12 protein-coding genes and 1 pseudogene are annotated in these 16682 nt (G+C 40.8%); 9 read left to right on the top strand and 4 right to left on the bottom strand.

What is annotated here, in order from left to right; genetic code table 11:
* The first annotated feature begins 485 nt into the window (after window positions 1-485).
* The 6 genes and pseudogenes from L4C54_RS03690 (at window position 486) to L4C54_RS03665 (ending at window position 6076) form a co-directional block, all read left to right on the top strand.
* On the top strand, window positions 486-1319 hold the full coding sequence (locus L4C54_RS03690; protein WP_428807120.1) for a phosphate/phosphite/phosphonate ABC transporter substrate-binding protein: 834 nt from the start codon (window positions 486-488) through the stop codon (window positions 1317-1319).
* Window positions 1316-2998, top strand: a complete 1683-nt coding sequence (locus tag L4C54_RS03685; protein WP_428807119.1) for an ATP-binding protein — start codon at window positions 1316-1318, stop codon at window positions 2996-2998. The genes L4C54_RS03690 and L4C54_RS03685 overlap by 4 nt, the downstream gene beginning before the upstream one ends.
* 350 nt (window positions 2999-3348) lie before the next feature.
* Window positions 3349-3819, top strand: coding sequence for a hypothetical protein (locus tag L4C54_RS03680; RefSeq protein ID WP_428807118.1), 471 nt, complete (start codon window positions 3349-3351; stop codon window positions 3817-3819).
* Between the two features lie 287 nt (window positions 3820-4106).
* Window positions 4107-4363 (top strand): annotated as a pseudogene (locus tag L4C54_RS03675) (PTS sugar transporter subunit IIB).
* Between the two features lie 10 nt (window positions 4364-4373).
* A complete protein-coding gene (ulaA, locus tag L4C54_RS03670; protein WP_428807117.1) occupies window positions 4374-5630 on the top strand; it encodes a PTS ascorbate transporter subunit IIC in 1257 nt (418 codons plus the stop codon).
* Window positions 5627-6076, top strand: coding sequence for a PTS sugar transporter subunit IIA (locus tag L4C54_RS03665; protein WP_428807116.1), 450 nt, complete (start codon window positions 5627-5629; stop codon window positions 6074-6076). The genes ulaA and L4C54_RS03665 overlap by 4 nt, the downstream gene beginning before the upstream one ends.
* Window positions 6077-6167: 91 nt before the next feature.
* Here the strand turns inward: L4C54_RS03665 and L4C54_RS03660 are convergent, their stop codons facing one another.
* From L4C54_RS03660 to L4C54_RS03645, 4 genes are all read right to left on the bottom strand, one after another.
* Window positions 6168-6905, bottom strand: coding sequence for a hypothetical protein (locus tag L4C54_RS03660; RefSeq protein WP_428807115.1), 738 nt, complete (start codon window positions 6903-6905; stop codon window positions 6168-6170).
* Window positions 6898-7989, bottom strand: a complete 1092-nt coding sequence (gene parM / locus L4C54_RS03655; RefSeq protein ID WP_428807114.1) for a plasmid segregation protein ParM domain-containing protein — start codon at window positions 7987-7989, stop codon at window positions 6898-6900. Before parM ends, L4C54_RS03660 begins: the two co-directional genes overlap by 8 nt.
* A gap of 515 nt (window positions 7990-8504) precedes the next feature.
* Window positions 8505-11699 (bottom strand): response regulator, encoded by a 3195-nt coding sequence (locus L4C54_RS03650; RefSeq protein ID WP_428807113.1) that lies wholly within the window; start codon window positions 11697-11699, stop codon window positions 8505-8507.
* A gap of 3 nt (window positions 11700-11702) precedes the next feature.
* Window positions 11703-12635: an ABC transporter substrate-binding protein gene (locus L4C54_RS03645; protein WP_428807112.1), complete on the bottom strand. Its 933-nt coding sequence runs from the start codon at window positions 12633-12635 to the stop codon at window positions 11703-11705.
* 306 nt (window positions 12636-12941) lie between these two features.
* Between L4C54_RS03645 and L4C54_RS03640 the strand changes: the two genes are divergently transcribed.
* From L4C54_RS03640 to L4C54_RS03630, 3 genes are all read left to right on the top strand, one after another.
* Complete coding sequence (locus tag L4C54_RS03640) at window positions 12942-13667, top strand: response regulator (protein WP_428807111.1); 726 nt, start codon at window positions 12942-12944, stop codon at window positions 13665-13667.
* Window positions 13668-13781: 114 nt separating this feature from the next.
* Entirely contained in the window at window positions 13782-15227 is a 1446-nt protein-coding gene (locus tag L4C54_RS03635) for an ATP-binding protein (protein ID WP_428807110.1), read from the top strand.
* 174 nt (window positions 15228-15401) lie between these two features.
* Window positions 15402-16649: an ABC transporter substrate-binding protein gene (locus L4C54_RS03630; protein ID WP_428807109.1), complete on the top strand. Its 1248-nt coding sequence runs from the start codon at window positions 15402-15404 to the stop codon at window positions 16647-16649.
* Window positions 16650-16682 lie beyond the last annotated feature (33 nt).

Genomic DNA, 16682 nt, shown 5'->3' with positions numbered 1-16682 from the left:
GTCAAGTAACTAGTCAAGTAAGGATGGAATAATATGGAATAGGGTGAAACATCATGAATCTTGACTTATGTCATGATGCTATCTATCTTGTTGTAATTGTGGTGTAAATTCGAGTTTTAATAGTTCGTGATGTTTCACTGTGTTCGCGACAATCATCTCTTCTAAGGATGTGGTCAGAGGTTCGAATCCTCTAGGGCGTGCCATATTCTAAAGGCCAGATAATTCAATGAATTATCTGGCCTTTTTCGTTTCTGAGGCCAAAGACAAAGTAGTCAGTTGATTACTACTAAATCAATTGAGTTTGACTGACATAGTAAGTAAATCTACCTCGCCTATACCTACAACGGCAAACTGCTTCCCCAGCATAACTCCAGCGTTTTCTCGACTATACTAAAGTCATCATAAATTGATGTGTTGGTGTACTCGTGAAAAGGTGCCTTGTCTTTATCAGCTTTCTGATGATTAGCGCTTGTAGCCCGGAGCCTGTGAGTTATAACCCGACCTATTCGAAAACATCGGTACGTACCGATACTGTCTATATTGTCGGCGTTCATCCTCTGCATAACCCGCAGCGCTTGCATGAGGTATTTTCTCCCCTTATGAAGTACCTCAACGACAATAGTGATGGTGTTACGTTCAGATTAGAGGCTTCGAGAAACTATGCTTCATTTGATAAAAAGCTAGCGGATAAAAAATTCCATTTCTCTTTACCTAATCCGTTTCAGACCATCAATGCAATCGACGATGGATACCGTGTTTTTGCCAAAATGGGAGATGATCAAAACTTTCGTGGCATTATTCTTATCCGCAAGGATAGCGATATAAATACCCCCGCCGACTTAATAGGCAAGCCCGTTAGTTATCCTGCACCCACCGCGTTGGCCGCCACGATGATGCCTCAGCTTTACCTTCAACAAAATGGTGTCGAGGTGATGGAAGAGCTCGATAATCATTACGTTGGCTCACAAGAATCCTCCATTATGAATGTTTATCTAGGGACAACGGTCGCTGCTTCTACTTGGCCGCCACCGTGGAGAGCCCTTAGTAAGGAACGCCCTGAACTCGCAGAAGAATTAATAGTGAAATGGAAAACAGAACCCTTGATTAATAATAGCTTTGTAGTCAGAAAGGATATTCCTAAAGCAATGGTCGAGCAAGTTGCTGAGTTATTGATTGGTTTGCACGAGGACAGTGAAGGACAAAAAATCTTACAGCGCATTGAGCTGTCAAAATTTGAGTTGGCGACGGACGAAACTTATCAAGTGATTCGCGATTTTATAAAGACGTACGATAAGCAGGTTAAAAAGATAGAGCAATGAACATAGCGCTGAATGACGGCAATAGGCTTACTTGGTGGCAAACGGTATTTACCAAGACAGTATCTCGCCAGCTTTTCTGGGGGGTAGCGTTAACTCATGCCATTTTGATGACTATCTTTGTGATTGATTTAGTCGATAAGCAGCAGCAGTTTTTATACGAGCAAAGTAAAGAGCAATCTATTGCCTTAGTAAAAACGTTGGCGGCAAATGGGACATCATGGATCTTGGCAGACGATTACATTGGAATGGAGGAGGTGATCAACTCCCAGTCGCTTTTTCCAAACTTAAACTTTGCTCTATTTACAGATAACGACAACAAGGTGTTAGCCCATAGTCAAAGAGAGCATGTTGGTCTTTTCCTATCCGATGAGACAAGTGTAAGAATGTTAGAGGGTTCACTCAGTACGCTCATTCTATTTGAGAGTAATAATCAGATAGATATTGCGACTGCTGTTTTTGTTAATGGAGAAAAAATCGGTTGGGCGAGAGTGAGTTTAAACCGAGAACATATCGTTGATAACCTGCAAGTCATTAATAGGAATGGCTACTTTTATATGCTTCTAGCGGTAGCGGTAGGGAGCCTTTTTGCAATATTGCTGGCACGTGGTCTAACTAAAGCAATACGTGTCATGACTGTTGCGGCAAATGAGGTTCGAGAAGGGGGTAGAGAGGTTGATTTTGATGTTCAACGCATCGATGAGCTTGGGGAGCTGGGTCAAGGATTTAACGACACAGTCAAAGCTTTGGCTCAAAATGAAGCTGCGTTAAAGCGTTACCAAGAAGGGTTAGAAGAGACTGTTCGTGAGCGTACTTTAGAGCTAGAAGAGAGCAATTGTGAATTATCTAACGCCAATGAACTTATTCTGGAAAACAACGAGCAAATCAAAACCTCGTACAAAAAACTGAAAGAGATGCAGAAGCAGCTTGTTGAAACAGAAAAAATGTCTGCACTTGCTTACCTTGTCCGGGGGATTGCACATGAAATGAATACGCCTTTGGGTATCGCTTATACGGCGAATACATGTGTGGGAGATAAGATTGCCGAAATAGAAAGCTACTTATCCCACGATGAGGTATCAAAAGATCAATTATTGGAGTACTTAGAAGAAGCAACGGAAGCGGTTCAATTTATAACTAAGAACATTGAACGTTCTACTTTACTCGTTGGGCGATTCAAGGAGTTAGATTCCCAGCAATATGATACCCAGCCTGAGCGATTAAACATAAAAGAGTATGTCGAAGCAGCTCAAATAAACCTCCACGTTGAAGAGCTAGAACCAGCTATAAATGTAAATGTCGATATTGCTAGTGAGCTCTTTGTAATGGGAAATGGAAAGCAACTTGAGCAGCTTTTTTATCATCTTTTTGAAAATTCAATTACTCATGCCTTCGATCAGGTAGACGACAGGAAGATCAATATCAGTGTTCATCACAAGGGAAGTAAAGTTGAGTTATTGTATCGGGACAATGGAAATGGAATGGCAGCAGAGCAGGTGGAGCAGGTATTTAATCCGTTTTATACCAGTAAGCTGGGTAAGGGCAGTAGTGGCTTAGGTATGAGTGTTGTCTATAACATAGTTAAATATGGCTTTAATGGTGAGATTACTTGCCACTCAAAACTTGGTACAGGTGTAGAGATTAAAGTAGTGTTTGATGTAAACAGCGATACTGACCAATGAACATAGTAAATTGTGTAGGGTGTTTGTCCTAATTATGGGTAGGTCAATCTATTGATTATCGTAAAGGCACCTCACTAATGTTTGAGGAGTACAATAGTCAAAAGCGTGAATATAAGCATATGAAATGGTTTTTTACGTTTTGGTAACGATCTAAGTCATGGATTATTTATCGATAGGATATTAACGAAAACTAAGTCTGTTTTCTGTCAATCATTACGTTTTATCGATTCATCTTGGGCTTGTATGGGTATATAATTTACTCGATCTAATAATTATATCATCACGAAGATAAAAATATAGCTACTGAGATATTAAGTTAAAGTGATTAAGAGAGTATGTACGTGAAGAAAATGGAAGCTCCACATGATATGAAAATAGGGGCTAGATTCAAAACAAATAGGCATGGCTATGTGACAGTGGTTGAGTATTATAACACGCATACTGTTATCGTAACGTTTGATAATACCGGGAATATACGCTCAATCAGCGCTGCTAAATTACGAATAGGGCAACTTACCGATCGCGATGTTGCACCAGAATCTATTATGATTGGCGAACAGGTTGAATCAGTAAAGCATGGGCTGTTAACGATTACGCAAGTGGAATCAGACAATATTGTTGTCCTTGTTAATCGTGAAAATGTAGAAATTCGCATGCTACTTCCTGCGGTGCAGAAAATGAAAGATAAAGTTGAAGATGAAGTCAGCGAATCAGTTATCACTCCGTTACCGACCTCTTTAAGCCAATTAACTAAAAGAAATAAAAAGACGAAGGATGTTAATAGCATGCTTAAAAAGATGCTTACAGATTACGGAAAGTAATAATCGTTAACCTTCTATTCGCTATTCATAAAACTCTCTCCGTTTAGATAGCTCCCCAAGGCGGTCTAATTCCCATTGTGAACAAAGTTTCATATTTTTGTTAAAAACCTAAGTTTGATCAAGATCTCAATCTGAAATTTACTCACTAGATTTGGTGATCTTCATCACAATCCCATCCTGGGTTTGTGATTGAAGTCGCGCTTGGTGGGTGGTGTTTCGCTTATTATGCTCTCACACAATAAGAGAATGAAATTTCTCAAACATTAAATCCAATTGAGACAAATATTATGAAAAAGATTCTTGTAGTTTGCGGTAACGGCCTTGGTACTTCACTAATGATGGAAATGGCAGTTAAAGAGGTGGCTAAAAAAATTGGCTTCGAAGCTGAGATTGATCATCAGCAGCATCAAGTACTGCGGATATTTGGGTAGCCGCAACAGACGTGGCTAACCAGTTAAAAGAATCAGGAAAAGAGAATATTATTAGCCTTAAGAATATCTTTGACAAGGCATCGATTGAAGAACAACTGAAATCTTTCATGTAGGGTTATAATTATGCAAAACTTTTTCGAGTTCATGCTTGGTTTATTAAAAGAGCCAGCAATTATGGTCGGCTTAATTGCGTTTATTGGATTGATTGCGCAGAAAGCAGATGTATCTACAATATTGAAAGGCACAATTAAAACCGTAATGGGTTTCCTAATATTAGGGTTTGGTGCGGGTGCTCTAGTTGGAGCACTAAATAACTTTTCAATTGTATTTTCTGAGGCGTTTGGAGTAAGTGGTGTTATTCCTAATAATGAGGCAATTGTCGCACTTGCCCAAGAAGCATTCGGCTATGAAATGGCCTTAATTATGTTCTTCGCGTTTATCGTTAATATTATTTGGGCTCGTTTGACGCCACTAAAATATATTTTCTTAACTGGTCACCACACCATGTTTATGTCTATGCTGGTAGCCGTTATTTTATCTACATCAGGCATTACAGGCACCGCTCTCGTCGCCATTGGCTCTATCTTAGTTGGTACGCTAATGGTTGTGATGCCAGCTCTAGGCCAAAAATACACTGAGAAAGTGATGGGTACCGACCAGCTTGCTATCGGGCACTTCTCAACTCTTTCTTACATAGTTTCAGGTTTCGTTGGTAGTAAATTTGGCGACACGTCGAAAACAACGGAAGATATTCAAGTACCAAAGAGCTTAATGTTCTTGCGTGATACGCCAGTCGCTGTTGCAACTACGATGTCTATTTTCTTTATGCTTGCGTCTGTGATCGCGGGTGGCGAATTTGTAGAAACAGTTTCAAGTGGCCAGAACTGGGTCGTATTTACAGTCATGCAGTCACTTATCTTTGCTGGTGGCGTTTATATCGTACTGCAAGGTGTAAATATGTTGATTGCTGAAATTGTTCCTGCGTTTAAGGGAATATCGGACAAACTGGTTCCTGGTGCTAAACCGGCGCTCGATTGCCCTATGGTATTCCCAGTTGCACCAAACGCGGTTCTAATCGGTTTCCTATGTTCTTTTGCCGCAGGTTTACTCGCAATGGCTGTTCAAGGCGCTCTTGGCTGGACCATCATTGTCGCAGGCGTTGTACCTCACTTCTTCGTAGGTGGAGCAGCAGGGGTTTACGGTAACGCTACTGGCGGCCTACGTGGCGCGGTGCTAGGTTCGTTTGCTCAAGGTCTGTGTATCTCTTTCTTACCAATGTTGCTACTTCCTGTACTTGGTGGTTTAGGGCTTGAAGCAACAACGTTTGCTGATTTTGACTTTGGTGTAGTTGGCTTAATTCTAGGGTGGATTGTTTCATGAGCCTATTTGATTTGATTGGTAACGAAGGTGTAGTGATCAACTCTGAGAAGGACTTAACGGTTGATGCCGCACTGGAAGTGACATGCTCTTCACTGCTTGCAAACAATAAGATTCAATCTAGTTACCTAGATGCAATCAAACAGAAGCACAAAGATATTGGCGCTTACTATGTTCTAGCACCAAAGATTGCCATGCCTCATGCTCGCCCTGAAGATGGTGTAAATGAAGCTGCTCTGCAAGTAACGGTATTTAAAGAAGGGGTCGATTTAGAGTCGGAAGACAACGGTGATGTCTACCTCTCTATTACACTTGCTGCAATGGACTCTGACAGTCACATTAATACAATTATGGCGTTATCAGAATTGTTCCAAAACGATGACGATATTGACGCCATCATCGCAGCAGATAACAAACAAGATATCGTTGATATTCTCAAAAAATATTAGTCCCCCAATATTTTGTTCACCTTTCTCCTGAATAAGGCGATAGCTTAGGCTATCGCCTTTCTTGTTATCAAAAATAAGAGAATCTGTAGGCTTAAAATAATCCCTTCTTTTTGACTCTCTGAACATGCGCCAATCGTTCATTGAGATCAATCACGGGAAAGCTCTCTTCTTCTACTGTCTTTTTAAGGCTTTGAGTCTGGTCTGAGCCTATTGATTTTGTTAATGAACGAATCAGTTGGTGTTGGTCTGATGCCATTTTTTTTAACTCAGTTAACTCTTTTGCCTGCGCGTTAACCATATCAATCAAATGATCATTTTGGCCTTTAGTCGCCATAATAATGTCTGAATCAATATTGCTGATGTTATCTACATTGCCCTTTGTAGATGATTCAGGGATGGAGGCGACGTGCTCACGGGTTAAGGCTGCTTCTTTCGCTACGCGATTACAGATCGTCGTCGCTAAAGTTTCAAATCGCTCCGCATTTAATGCGTCATGACTTTCTAGATCTTGATTTGAAAGATTATACCCGAGACCTTGTAACGTTTTTTCCAAAGTAAACCCTGTGATTTGCTGCTCTGTCAGTTGAGCACTTAAACGTTGAGACAACTCAGGGTTGAGCAAATGTAAAAACAAGCCACTTAAATATATGTTTTTATGAATGTTTTTAGCTTCGTGTAGGGCTAGTCCACTATCTTCAATTGAATCAGAACATAGCTTTTTCTGTTTATCCGCAAGCTGATGGAGAACCTTACTTGCGTACAGATCGGCGGGGTTATTTAGCGGGTCGAGGTGTATTGAATAGCTTATTCGCTTTAGTCGATCAGACATTAACGACCTCTTTAACTGGCACGTCATGAGCTGGGAATTCTTGCTCTGTTAGTTCGTTTGTTGACAGTTCGTTAGTTGATAGTGAAACGGCTTCTCCATCTGCATGGTAAAGGCACAGCTCGCGCGCAAGTGCTTCTTGTGGGTTATCGACTAAGATGACTTTATCACCTAAGGTGCCATACGCATCTTTGATTGCAGGGTAGATTAAGCTTGCGCCACCACCTACAAGATAAACCCGATTAGGGTTTTTAGAGAACTTATTCGCTTCATGAGCCACCTGTTTACCAAGCTCTTCAATTTTGGTTTCAATTTTACTAATGATAAGAGATATTTGGCTTTCATCGTTGACGACTTCACGCACAAAATCAAGATTATCTCTTTGTTTGATTAGCTCATTGGCTACCAGATAGCTTGAATCACTGTCAGCGGCGGCAAGGTATTTACGAGCAACATCGGTGACCATTGATACACCGATTTCATTGTTACCATAAATGGCCGACACATCATCAAATTCACCGACAATCACTCCCATATCAAGTGTAGTTCCGCCAATATCAATAACCAGTGAGCGGTTAAACTGACTGACAGATTGCATCAACAAAGTGGATAGAACTGCAGGTAGACTTTCTGGCATCACTTCGACATCGACAATATCAAAAAGCTGGCCCTTATTGAGCTCAATTTCACGCATAAGGTTGTCACGTTTACGAGCAATCTTATCTTCATTTTTTTGGCAATCTTCAGCGTCGTAATATTCTGTGATAGGTAGGGTGACAACCAGTTTTACAGGGCCGGGTTTAATGCCAGTTTGAAGTAGCGCATGATGAACAGAAAGAAGGTTCAAATCGTCATATTGATAGTCAACATGGGTAGTTTCTAGTGCTTTGTCAGACGTCATGTCGTAAGTGTATTTGGTGGCGTTTATCGTGTAGTTGAATACTTTTTTGTCTTTTCTTAATGCCGCACTTTTCCAACTTTTACGGAACGAGTTTGGTGAGATAACTGTGCGAATTTCACCATTTTCAATCCAGCTAATTTTTACATTGGTTGAGCCGTCATCAACAGCAAACTTTAAAGGGGTCATGAGGTTCCTACTTCTATTTTCAATAAGGATTTTTCAGCTTTCAAGGAGTAGATAAAAATCTTAAGGCAATGGCAAATCTATCAAGCAGCATTTGAAGAAGAACGACATAACATGCAAGTTTTCAATTTAATTTTTAAGTTACTAAGATAGCTGGTCGTAACGGCCTGCGGAAGAAGTGAGAGGAAGATTATAAATAGTAGAACTAATTTAGGCACTGTAATAAAAAGTTAATCTTAATGTGGTTGAGAAAGTTTCGGAAATTCATCATATTGTAATGACACTGTCACAGAAACTCGGAGCGTATATGGAACAACATCAAGAAATGATTCAACCTTCAAATTTCGGCGTCGTTAGCCGCACTTGCTTATTTTCACTTTTTTCAGTACTCACTATTCTTTTTGCTATTGGTTAGCAAGATAACACCGTCTAGAAAGCAGATAAGGAGAAGCCTATTATGAATGCATTGTCATTATAGGTATCTTCTCTCTAAACCTAATTAATAAACGTATTTCCCTTTAGTTTTCAGATCTCATAGATGCCATTTGCGACGTTTGAGCTTGTTCGCGCTGCTTAGTCCATTCGTATATTTTCTGTTTAACGAGTAACTTATTAACCGGCTTCGTTAGAAAATCATCCATACCAGCCGCTAAACATTTTTGCTTATCACTGACCATGGCATTTGCTGTCATCGCAAGTATGGCTATATCTTTATGATTCTCACCAGCGTCACCATCTCGAATGTGTTTTGTTGCCGCGTATCCATCCATTTCTGGCATCTGACAATCCATTAGAACTAGATCAATATCAGGACGTTCTAATAAAATCTCTATCGCTTCTTTTCCGTGTTCAGCGATAGTCGCTTCGAGGTTAAATTGATGAAGTATTCCTTTGATGACGATTTGATTGACTCGGTTGTCTTCAACAATAAGTATTTGAAGATTCGGGTTAATCGGTAGGCTCTCTTCTTCTGCGGTCTCTAAACTAGAGAGGTAGTTGTGTGTAACTAGCGCATGATTTCGATCGAAGTTATCGGTCGCGATGACATTGAGTGCGTTGAACAGATCTGAAGTGGTCGCGGGTTTAGTAAAGTAGCCGGTAAAACCGCGTTCTCTATATTCATTTTGGTCGGCAACAGCATCCATTGAGGTCATCATGATCAACTTGATGGATTGATAATCGGGATGTGCTTTTAAAGCCTGACAAAGCTCGAGTCCATCTTTACCCGGCATTTGCATATCAAGAAACGCGATGTCAAACATGTTCCTATTAGAACGTTTTGCTCCATGGCATCGGTCTAGTGCTTGATCGTAACCATCTGCTTCTAAAACATGTGCTCCCCAATGTTGAAGCTGCTTTTTCAACACTTCACGGTTGATGGCGTTGTCGTCCACGACTAATATTGATAGCTGGCTTATATCCGCTTTTGGTAGCACCTGAGCTGAGCGTGAAGATTTACCGATAACAAGGTTAAAATCAAACCTGCTCCCTTTACCTATTTCACTGTGGGCGCACACGTTGCCCTCCATCAGAGTACATAATTTGCTCACAATCGCTAATCCAAGCCCAGTGCCGCCGTATTTTCGAGTCGTCGAAGCGTCTACTTGACTAAACTTATCAAATAGACTGGAAATTTGATCTTGAGGAATACCGATACCAGTATCCGAGATTGAACCATATAGACGCCATGTTGAGTCAGACTCTTCAACCAATTTTGCCTCAACAACAATCTCTCCTTCTTCTGTAAATTTGATGGCGTTGCCGAGCAGGTTAGCAAATACCTGCCTAACTCTTGTACTGTCGCCCATGACTAAACTTTCATTGACTTCAATGGTGTTTAAAATAATTTCAATACGGGGTTTATTTGCGTTAGCGGCCATTGATTCGCAAAAATCACCCAATAGGCGTCGTAAGTCAAAATGGTGTTCGTCAAGTTCAAGTTTGTCCGCTTCGATTTTGGAAAAATCTAGAATATCGTTGATGAGGTGAAGAAGAGAAACTGCGCTTGTGTGAGCCAAATAGGCTTGATGGTGTTGCGTTGTACTGAGATCGTTATCAAGTAATAAATCCAGCATCCCGATAACTCCATTCATTGGTGTTCGGATCTCGTGACTCATCACAGCTAGGAATTCACTCTTGAGTTTTGCAGCTTGTTCAGCTTCATTTTTTGCTTTGATTAACGCGATTTCAGATCGTTTAAACTCGGTGATATCTTTAATAATACCTGAGAAAATAGTGCCTTTCTCAGTCTCAACTCTTGCGACAGATAAGGTTATTGGAAAAAGGTCACCGTTTTTTCTTTTTGCAATGAGCTCTCTTCCTGACATTCCTTTTTTATTTTTATAGTCAATAATTTTAGATTCACCCGTATGCATGTAGTGATTCATATAACTTTGATGCTTCATTGCATGATCATCATCCATCAGCATATTAACGGGATGGTTTAACACGTCGCTCTCTTCGTAGCCAAACATGGCTTTAGCCGATTGATTGAATGTAAGCATTTGTCCTTGTCGATCGATGGTTATAATGCCGTCAGCAGCAGTATCGAGTATCGATGTCAATCGAGTACTCGTTTCCACTTCCTTTGCCATTATTTTTTCTTTTTCAGCTATCTCTTCATCAAGGCGGGACATTGATGTGGTGGTATTATCAAGTTGCTGAGCTAAATCATTGATTGATTTTGCAATTAGGGATATTTCCGTACTACCTGAATTGGGTATTTTGTAACCTAGTCCTTCCCGAGTTAGCTTTTCTATGTGAGAGATCAAACGGGTAATCGGGTGGATGACGAGATAACGAATAGAGGCAAACATGGTCAATGCTAGGAAGCAAGCACCTATCACCAGTATATAACTCATTCCGTCACGTATTGTTGTCATCTCCCTTAAGGCTTCTTTTCTATCAAATGAAATACTCAGAATGTAGGGGCTGTCATCCAGTGTGAGAATCTTTTCTGCTTCAAATATGTCAACCTCTTCAACCTCTTCTCCTACGACTAACGTATGGGTGTTAATTGTTCCACTTGTTAGTGAGATAGAGAGAATAGGGTAGTAAGCACTTTGAAGCCGCTCGATTGAGTTATTGAGTAAGTCGCGATAGCTGCTGTTCCAGTTAGTAGAGATGATAACCCAGCCGACTAAGACATTATGCTGTCTAATTGGGCTAGCGACCCATTGAGATATTTTCGGAGTGGGCTTAGTTGATTGTGATGTATCTTGTTGTTGAAGTGAGCCAAGAAATGGATCAGGGCCAGGCAAACTTATATACGAACGATCTTTCAGCAAGCTTTGAAAAACTTCATGTTGTTCGACATTTTCAAGCAGTAAGTCTTCGCCAAAAAATTTTTCTTTGGCACTTGTTGAAGTAGAAGATGAAAACACGTAGCCATCATAATCGACGACTAACAGGTAGTTGATGTTGCTATAGGATTTAGCCGTATCATTTAGAGTTTGAGCAACGCCTCGGTTGATCCCTAAATCGAGCGCTTTTTTAATGTTTCTATTACGTGCTGTGATTTCTACGATAGATTGTAAGTTCTTATTATTCTTTTCAATGACATTGGTGACGAGTTCTAATGTTCCATTTAACTGGTTAAATGTATTCTTTTCCATTGCATTTTGAGATATTGAAAATGCGGTAAAGCCCATCCCCAGCATGACACAAAGTGTCAGGCCAACAACAATGATTGTGAGCTTTTGTATTAAATTCATGTGTTACTCGTTTTCATACCACTGGTATTTATCGGAACTGTTTTTATCTATTTCTAGCCCTAATAATGAAGCGCTCTGGCTATTGATTAAAAACGTTGGTTGTTCTTGTAGATCCGATTCGATGTGACTTGGTCTTGTTCCATTGAGTAGTATTTCAGCGGCTTTATGCCCGGACATTTTGCCTAAAACATAGAGGTCGGCTACAGGGCCAAAAGTCGAACCACTAAGAATACCTGCTTTGTTTGAACTGAGAATAGGCACTTTGTTCTCCAGTGAAATTTTGATGAGTGCTGTTTCTCCACCATTTTGCAGTAGGGTATCTGTCGTGGTTATAAAAAGGTCAACTTGGCCGGCAACCTGATTAGCTTGCTCTGTGAGGTCGTTGATGTCTACCGCTTCAATATTCAGAGCCATAATGTTTTTTCGCTTGAGTAGGCGAATAAGGTTAGTGGTTTGGATATTAGAATTCGGTTCACCTTTTCTATGAAAAATTGCGACGGATTTGGTATTGGGTGCGAGTTCCGAAATTAACGCCACATAATGTTGAAGCGGAACGTAGTTACTGGTCCCTACCAAGTTGTTGGCTGAGTATTCAAACGATTCAATTAACCCTGAATCAGCGGGATAGGTAACAATGGAAAATACGATAGGTGTACTTTCTGGAAGAGTTTCTTTGATGATAACTGTACCAGGCGTTGTGAGTGAATAAACCAGATCGACGTTGCTCTCTTTGATCTTTTCGGCAGCTCGTTTTTGAATTGCTTTATCACTAGAAATAACCCCTTCTACGAATTCGACTTGGTTATCTATGTCTATGCCTTTTTCAGCAAGCCCATCTTTAAATCCTCGTACGTTTTCAGGATAGCCTGTCCAAAGCGCCATGCCGATTTTATAGCGAGGTGAGTCGGCATTTACTGAGAGAGAAATAGTGCTCATGATGAGAGCTAAAAGGGCAAATTTCAGGGTTATAAACTTGTGGCACAGAGAAGAGCGCAAAAAATCCATTTTTCGATTGAAAAACATGGCCTAGCCTTATTATTTCTTAGTATTAATAGAGTGTAGACTCATTCATTTGAGTTGCCACTCTGTTCACCTATTTAACAGTAGCTTGGAGGCTAGTGTAGGTTTAACGAGATGTGATCGGGGTCTGTGACGCAATCAAATTTTATAAAAATATCAATAAGTGGCATCTTGTCTAATCTATACACTATGTAAGATATTTGTTGAATTTAGGTAACAAAGATGAAGACCAAAACACATATTCTAGTGGTTGACGATGATTTGGAGATTCGAGAATTACTTGATGAGTATCTGAATAAGTCAGGATTCAGTGTTTCCACGGTTGAAGATGGTGAAAGCTTACATACCTATATCGATCAAAAGGGCTTCCCTGATTTGATTTTATTGGATGTCATGCTGCCGGGAGATGATGGTTTTAGTTTGTGCCAACAGCTACGTAAAACCTCGACGGTTCCGATTATTATGCTGACAGCGGTATCTGATGAAACAGATCAAATTATTGGATTAGAAATCGGCGCAGATGACTACATAGCCAAGCCGTTTAATCCAAGGCAGTTGATTGCTCGAATTAAGGCGGTTCTCAGAAGAGTTCACATTAACGAACCTGTTCAAGAAGGGGTGTCTAAAGCGATAGTGTTTGGTGATTGGGTATTGGATACCTTGGCTCACCGCATTGAAAACGGTGAAACCAATCAATCTCACGACTTATCGGGCAGTGACTTTTCATTATTGATGCTTTTTCTCAGTAGACCGAATGAAGTTTTGGACCGAGATACGATTTCAATTGCTACGAAAGGAAGGGAATCACTGCCTTTTGAGAGGGGAATCGATGTTCAATTAAGCCGCTTGAGAAATCGATTAGGTGACAGTGCAAAGTTTCCACACTATATAAAAACCATGCGTGGCAATGGGTACATATTGGCTGTGCCCGTTACTTATGAGAACTAACAGTCATGAGAGCTGATTAGTCATTAGAACTAATTAGTCATGAATGCTAACGACTCATAAGATCGAGTAATAACATCCCACCAAAGTAAATACTAAACAAAACGAGAGTGAATTATGGGCTTAGAGCTACGTTTAAAACCAAACTCTTTGGTGGCGCGAACGTTATTGCTGACTCTACTTGCAGTGGTTATTGCGCAAGGGATTGCTACGTCAATTTGGTATGTGGAGTCGAAACAAAAAGAAATAGAGGGGATACATTCCGCCTCTTCGAGCATGGCTACTATGTTTGCTTCGACGGTGACCTTTTTCCAGTCTCTTCCTGTCAATTATCGGCACATCGTCCTTGATCAAATTCGCAATATGGGCGGGACACGTTTTTTTGTTTCGTTCAACAAAGAGAAACTGTTGGTTGAGCCAATTCCTGATACTCGATTGAAAGTTACCTCCGTCAATGCGGTTACTGAAGTGCTAGAGCAGAAGCTTAATAAGGTGTCATCGGTCTCGGTTGATTTTTCTAAGCCTGAGCATTTAAGGCTTTTGAAAAATGATATTTACTTGAGTGATCTTCCTAAGTCGTGGGCACACCATACCTTAACGTTAGGCAATATTGCCCCACCGATTTTGGTTGTTCAGATAGAGTTAGCCACTAACGAATGGCTTTATATCGCAGCACTTCTTCCTGCCCCATATGTCACCTTAGATGACACTATTTTAGGTCGAGAACAGGTCATTTTCTTAGTGCTCTCGACCATGCTGTTACTTTTGTTGACTTATCTGTTAGTGAAGAGACAGGTGAAACCTTTAAAGCGCCTCGCGAAAGCTGCGAATGAGATGAGCATGGATATCGACCAACCGCCACTTAGAGAAGAGGGCGCGAGTGAATTAGTGACGGCAACACGTGCTTTTAACCGCATGCAGAGTCGAATTCGGCATTATGTTTCAGATCGAGAGCATCTATTTTCTTCGATTTCACACGACTTGAAAACACCAATTACTCGGTTACGTTTACGAGCAGAGCTATTAGAGAGTGATGTAAAAAGAGGTAAGTTTAATAAAGACTTGGATGAATTAGAGATCATGGTAAAAGGTGCATTACAGTGTGTTCGAGATACAGACCTTCATGAAAATAACGCTCAAATTGATATCGCAGAAGTCATTCAGTCTGTCATTGAGTCGCATAATCAATATGAAGAGAAGGTTAAGTTTTACCCAATTGAACTTGTACCAATAGTGGCTAAGCCATTAGCGATCAAGAGGGTTATAACTAATATTATTGATAATGCAGTAAAGTATGGTGAGCGGGCTGAGGTTGTCACTACTCAGACCCAAGAGTGGATTAAAATCACCGTAACAGATCATGGACAAGGCATACCCAAAGCGAAACTTGAAGCGGTATTTGAACCCTATTTTCGTATAGCAACAGATTCAGAAGGGCATGGTCTTGGGCTAGGAATATGTCGAAATATACTGCATGGGCATGGTGGAGATCTCATTATTAACAATACTGAAAATCGCGGATTAAAGGCTCAAATCTATATACCGCGAGGCCTTGAAGCTTAATGTAACGTAGTTGTTACGTTGCGGTTACGGTTTGTTTCAGAACTATGGAAATACTTGGATAGACTCAATGGTGTTCGAGCATGAACGCTCGATGGTTTGTTTAGTTAAGCAAGGTGTTTAGCTAAGTAACGCTCTTCATGGAGCGTCGTCTAATCCAATACATGGAAGATAATAATGAAAATTAATAAAACCCTACTTACCTTATCGCTTTTATCTGCTGCCTCATTTACTCATGCTGGTGAAGTTGAAGTACTTCACTGGTGGACTGCGGGCGGAGAAGCAAAATCGGCTGCTGTTCTAAAAGAGATGCTTGAAGAGCAAGGCCATAACTGGAAAGACTTTGCGGTTGCTGGTGGCGGCGGTGAAAGTGCCATGACTGTATTAAAAACACGTGCAGTATCGGGAAACCCACCATCGGCAGCACAAATTAAAGGTCATGATATTCAGGAGTGGGGTGGTTTAGGCTTCTTAACGACTTTGGAAAAAACAGCTCAAAAAGAGCAGTGGGACACCATTCTTCCGTCTGTTGTCACTAACGTGATGAAATGGGATGGCGAATACGTTGCAGTACCTGTGAATGTTCACCGTGTTAACTGGCTATGGGCAAACCCTGAAGTTTTAGAAAAATCAGGCGTATCAGTTCCAACAACTTTAGATGAGTTCTTTGCTGCCGCTGAGAAAATTAAAGCAGCGGGTTATATTCCTCTTGCGCATGGTGGTCAGCCTTGGCAAGACGCTACAGTATTTGAAGCGGTCGCTTTGGAAGTACTGGGTAGCGAAGATTACAACAAGGCATTTGTTGAGCTAGATATGGATGTTCTGTCTGGTGATAAAATGACTCAAGTGTTCACTAAGTTCCAGAAAATCCGTGACTACATCGATTCAAACTCGCCGGGCCGTGATTGGAACGTAGCGACCTCAATGGTTATCAATGGTGAAGCGGCGATGCAAATCATGGGTGATTGGGCGAAAGGTGAGTTTACAGCGGCAGGTAAAGTGCCGGGTAAAGATTACATCTGTGCACCAGCACCAGGTACAAGCGGTCAGTTTACCTTCAATATCGATAGCTTCGCATTCTTTGAGTTAGGTGATAGCGCGAATCAAAAAGCGCAACAAGACTTAGCGAAAACGATTCTAACCAAAGACTTCCAAGAAGTATTCAACCTAAATAAAGGCTCGATTCCTGTTCGTTTAGATATGGATATGTCTAAGTTTGACCAATGTGCATTAGATTCAATGTCTACATTTAAAGCAAGTGCAGATACAGGCGACCTAGTGCCTAGTATGGCGCATGGTCTATCGACGACGAGTTATGCACAGGGTGCAATCTACGATGTTGTTACTAACTTCTTCAATGACCCGAAAGCAGATCCTAAAGAAGCAGCTGGCAAACTGGCTAAAGCAGTGAAAGCAGCGATCTAACGTTTATCTTCCTTACCTCAGTGATGACTAGGT

This window comes from Vibrio lamellibrachiae (genome assembly GCF_050337265.1).
GTDB classification, from domain to species: Bacteria; Pseudomonadota; Gammaproteobacteria; order Enterobacterales; family Vibrionaceae; genus Vibrio; species Vibrio kyushuensis.
Note: the sequence above shows the minus strand (reverse complement) of the source record. Positions and strands in the feature narration are given on the sequence as shown.

What these genes read in the sequence shown, in the direction of transcription:
- L4C54_RS03685 (WP_428807119.1), top strand. Translation starts at nt 1,316, where the DNA reads ATGAACATAGCGCTGAATGACGGCAATAGGCTTACTTGGTGGCAAACG.
- L4C54_RS03680 (WP_428807118.1), top strand. Translation starts at nt 3,349, where the DNA reads ATGGAAGCTCCACATGATATGAAAATAGGGGCTAGATTCAAAACAAAT.
- ulaA (WP_428807117.1), top strand. Translation starts at nt 4,374, where the DNA reads ATGCAAAACTTTTTCGAGTTCATGCTTGGTTTATTAAAAGAGCCAGCA.
- L4C54_RS03665 (WP_428807116.1), top strand. Translation starts at nt 5,627, where the DNA reads ATGAGCCTATTTGATTTGATTGGTAACGAAGGTGTAGTGATCAACTCT.
- L4C54_RS03660 (WP_428807115.1), bottom strand. Translation starts at nt 6,905, where the DNA reads ATGTCTGATCGACTAAAGCGAATAAGCTATTCAATACACCTCGACCCG.
- parM (WP_428807114.1), bottom strand. Translation starts at nt 7,989, where the DNA reads ATGACCCCTTTAAAGTTTGCTGTTGATGACGGCTCAACCAATGTAAAA.
- L4C54_RS03650 (WP_428807113.1), bottom strand. Translation starts at nt 11,699, where the DNA reads ATGAATTTAATACAAAAGCTCACAATCATTGTTGTTGGCCTGACACTT.
- L4C54_RS03645 (WP_428807112.1), bottom strand. Translation starts at nt 12,635, where the DNA reads ATGAGCACTATTTCTCTCTCAGTAAATGCCGACTCACCTCGCTATAAA.
- L4C54_RS03640 (WP_428807111.1), top strand. Translation starts at nt 12,942, where the DNA reads ATGAAGACCAAAACACATATTCTAGTGGTTGACGATGATTTGGAGATT.
- L4C54_RS03635 (WP_428807110.1), top strand. Translation starts at nt 13,782, where the DNA reads ATGGGCTTAGAGCTACGTTTAAAACCAAACTCTTTGGTGGCGCGAACG.
- L4C54_RS03630 (WP_428807109.1), top strand. Translation starts at nt 15,402, where the DNA reads ATGAAAATTAATAAAACCCTACTTACCTTATCGCTTTTATCTGCTGCC.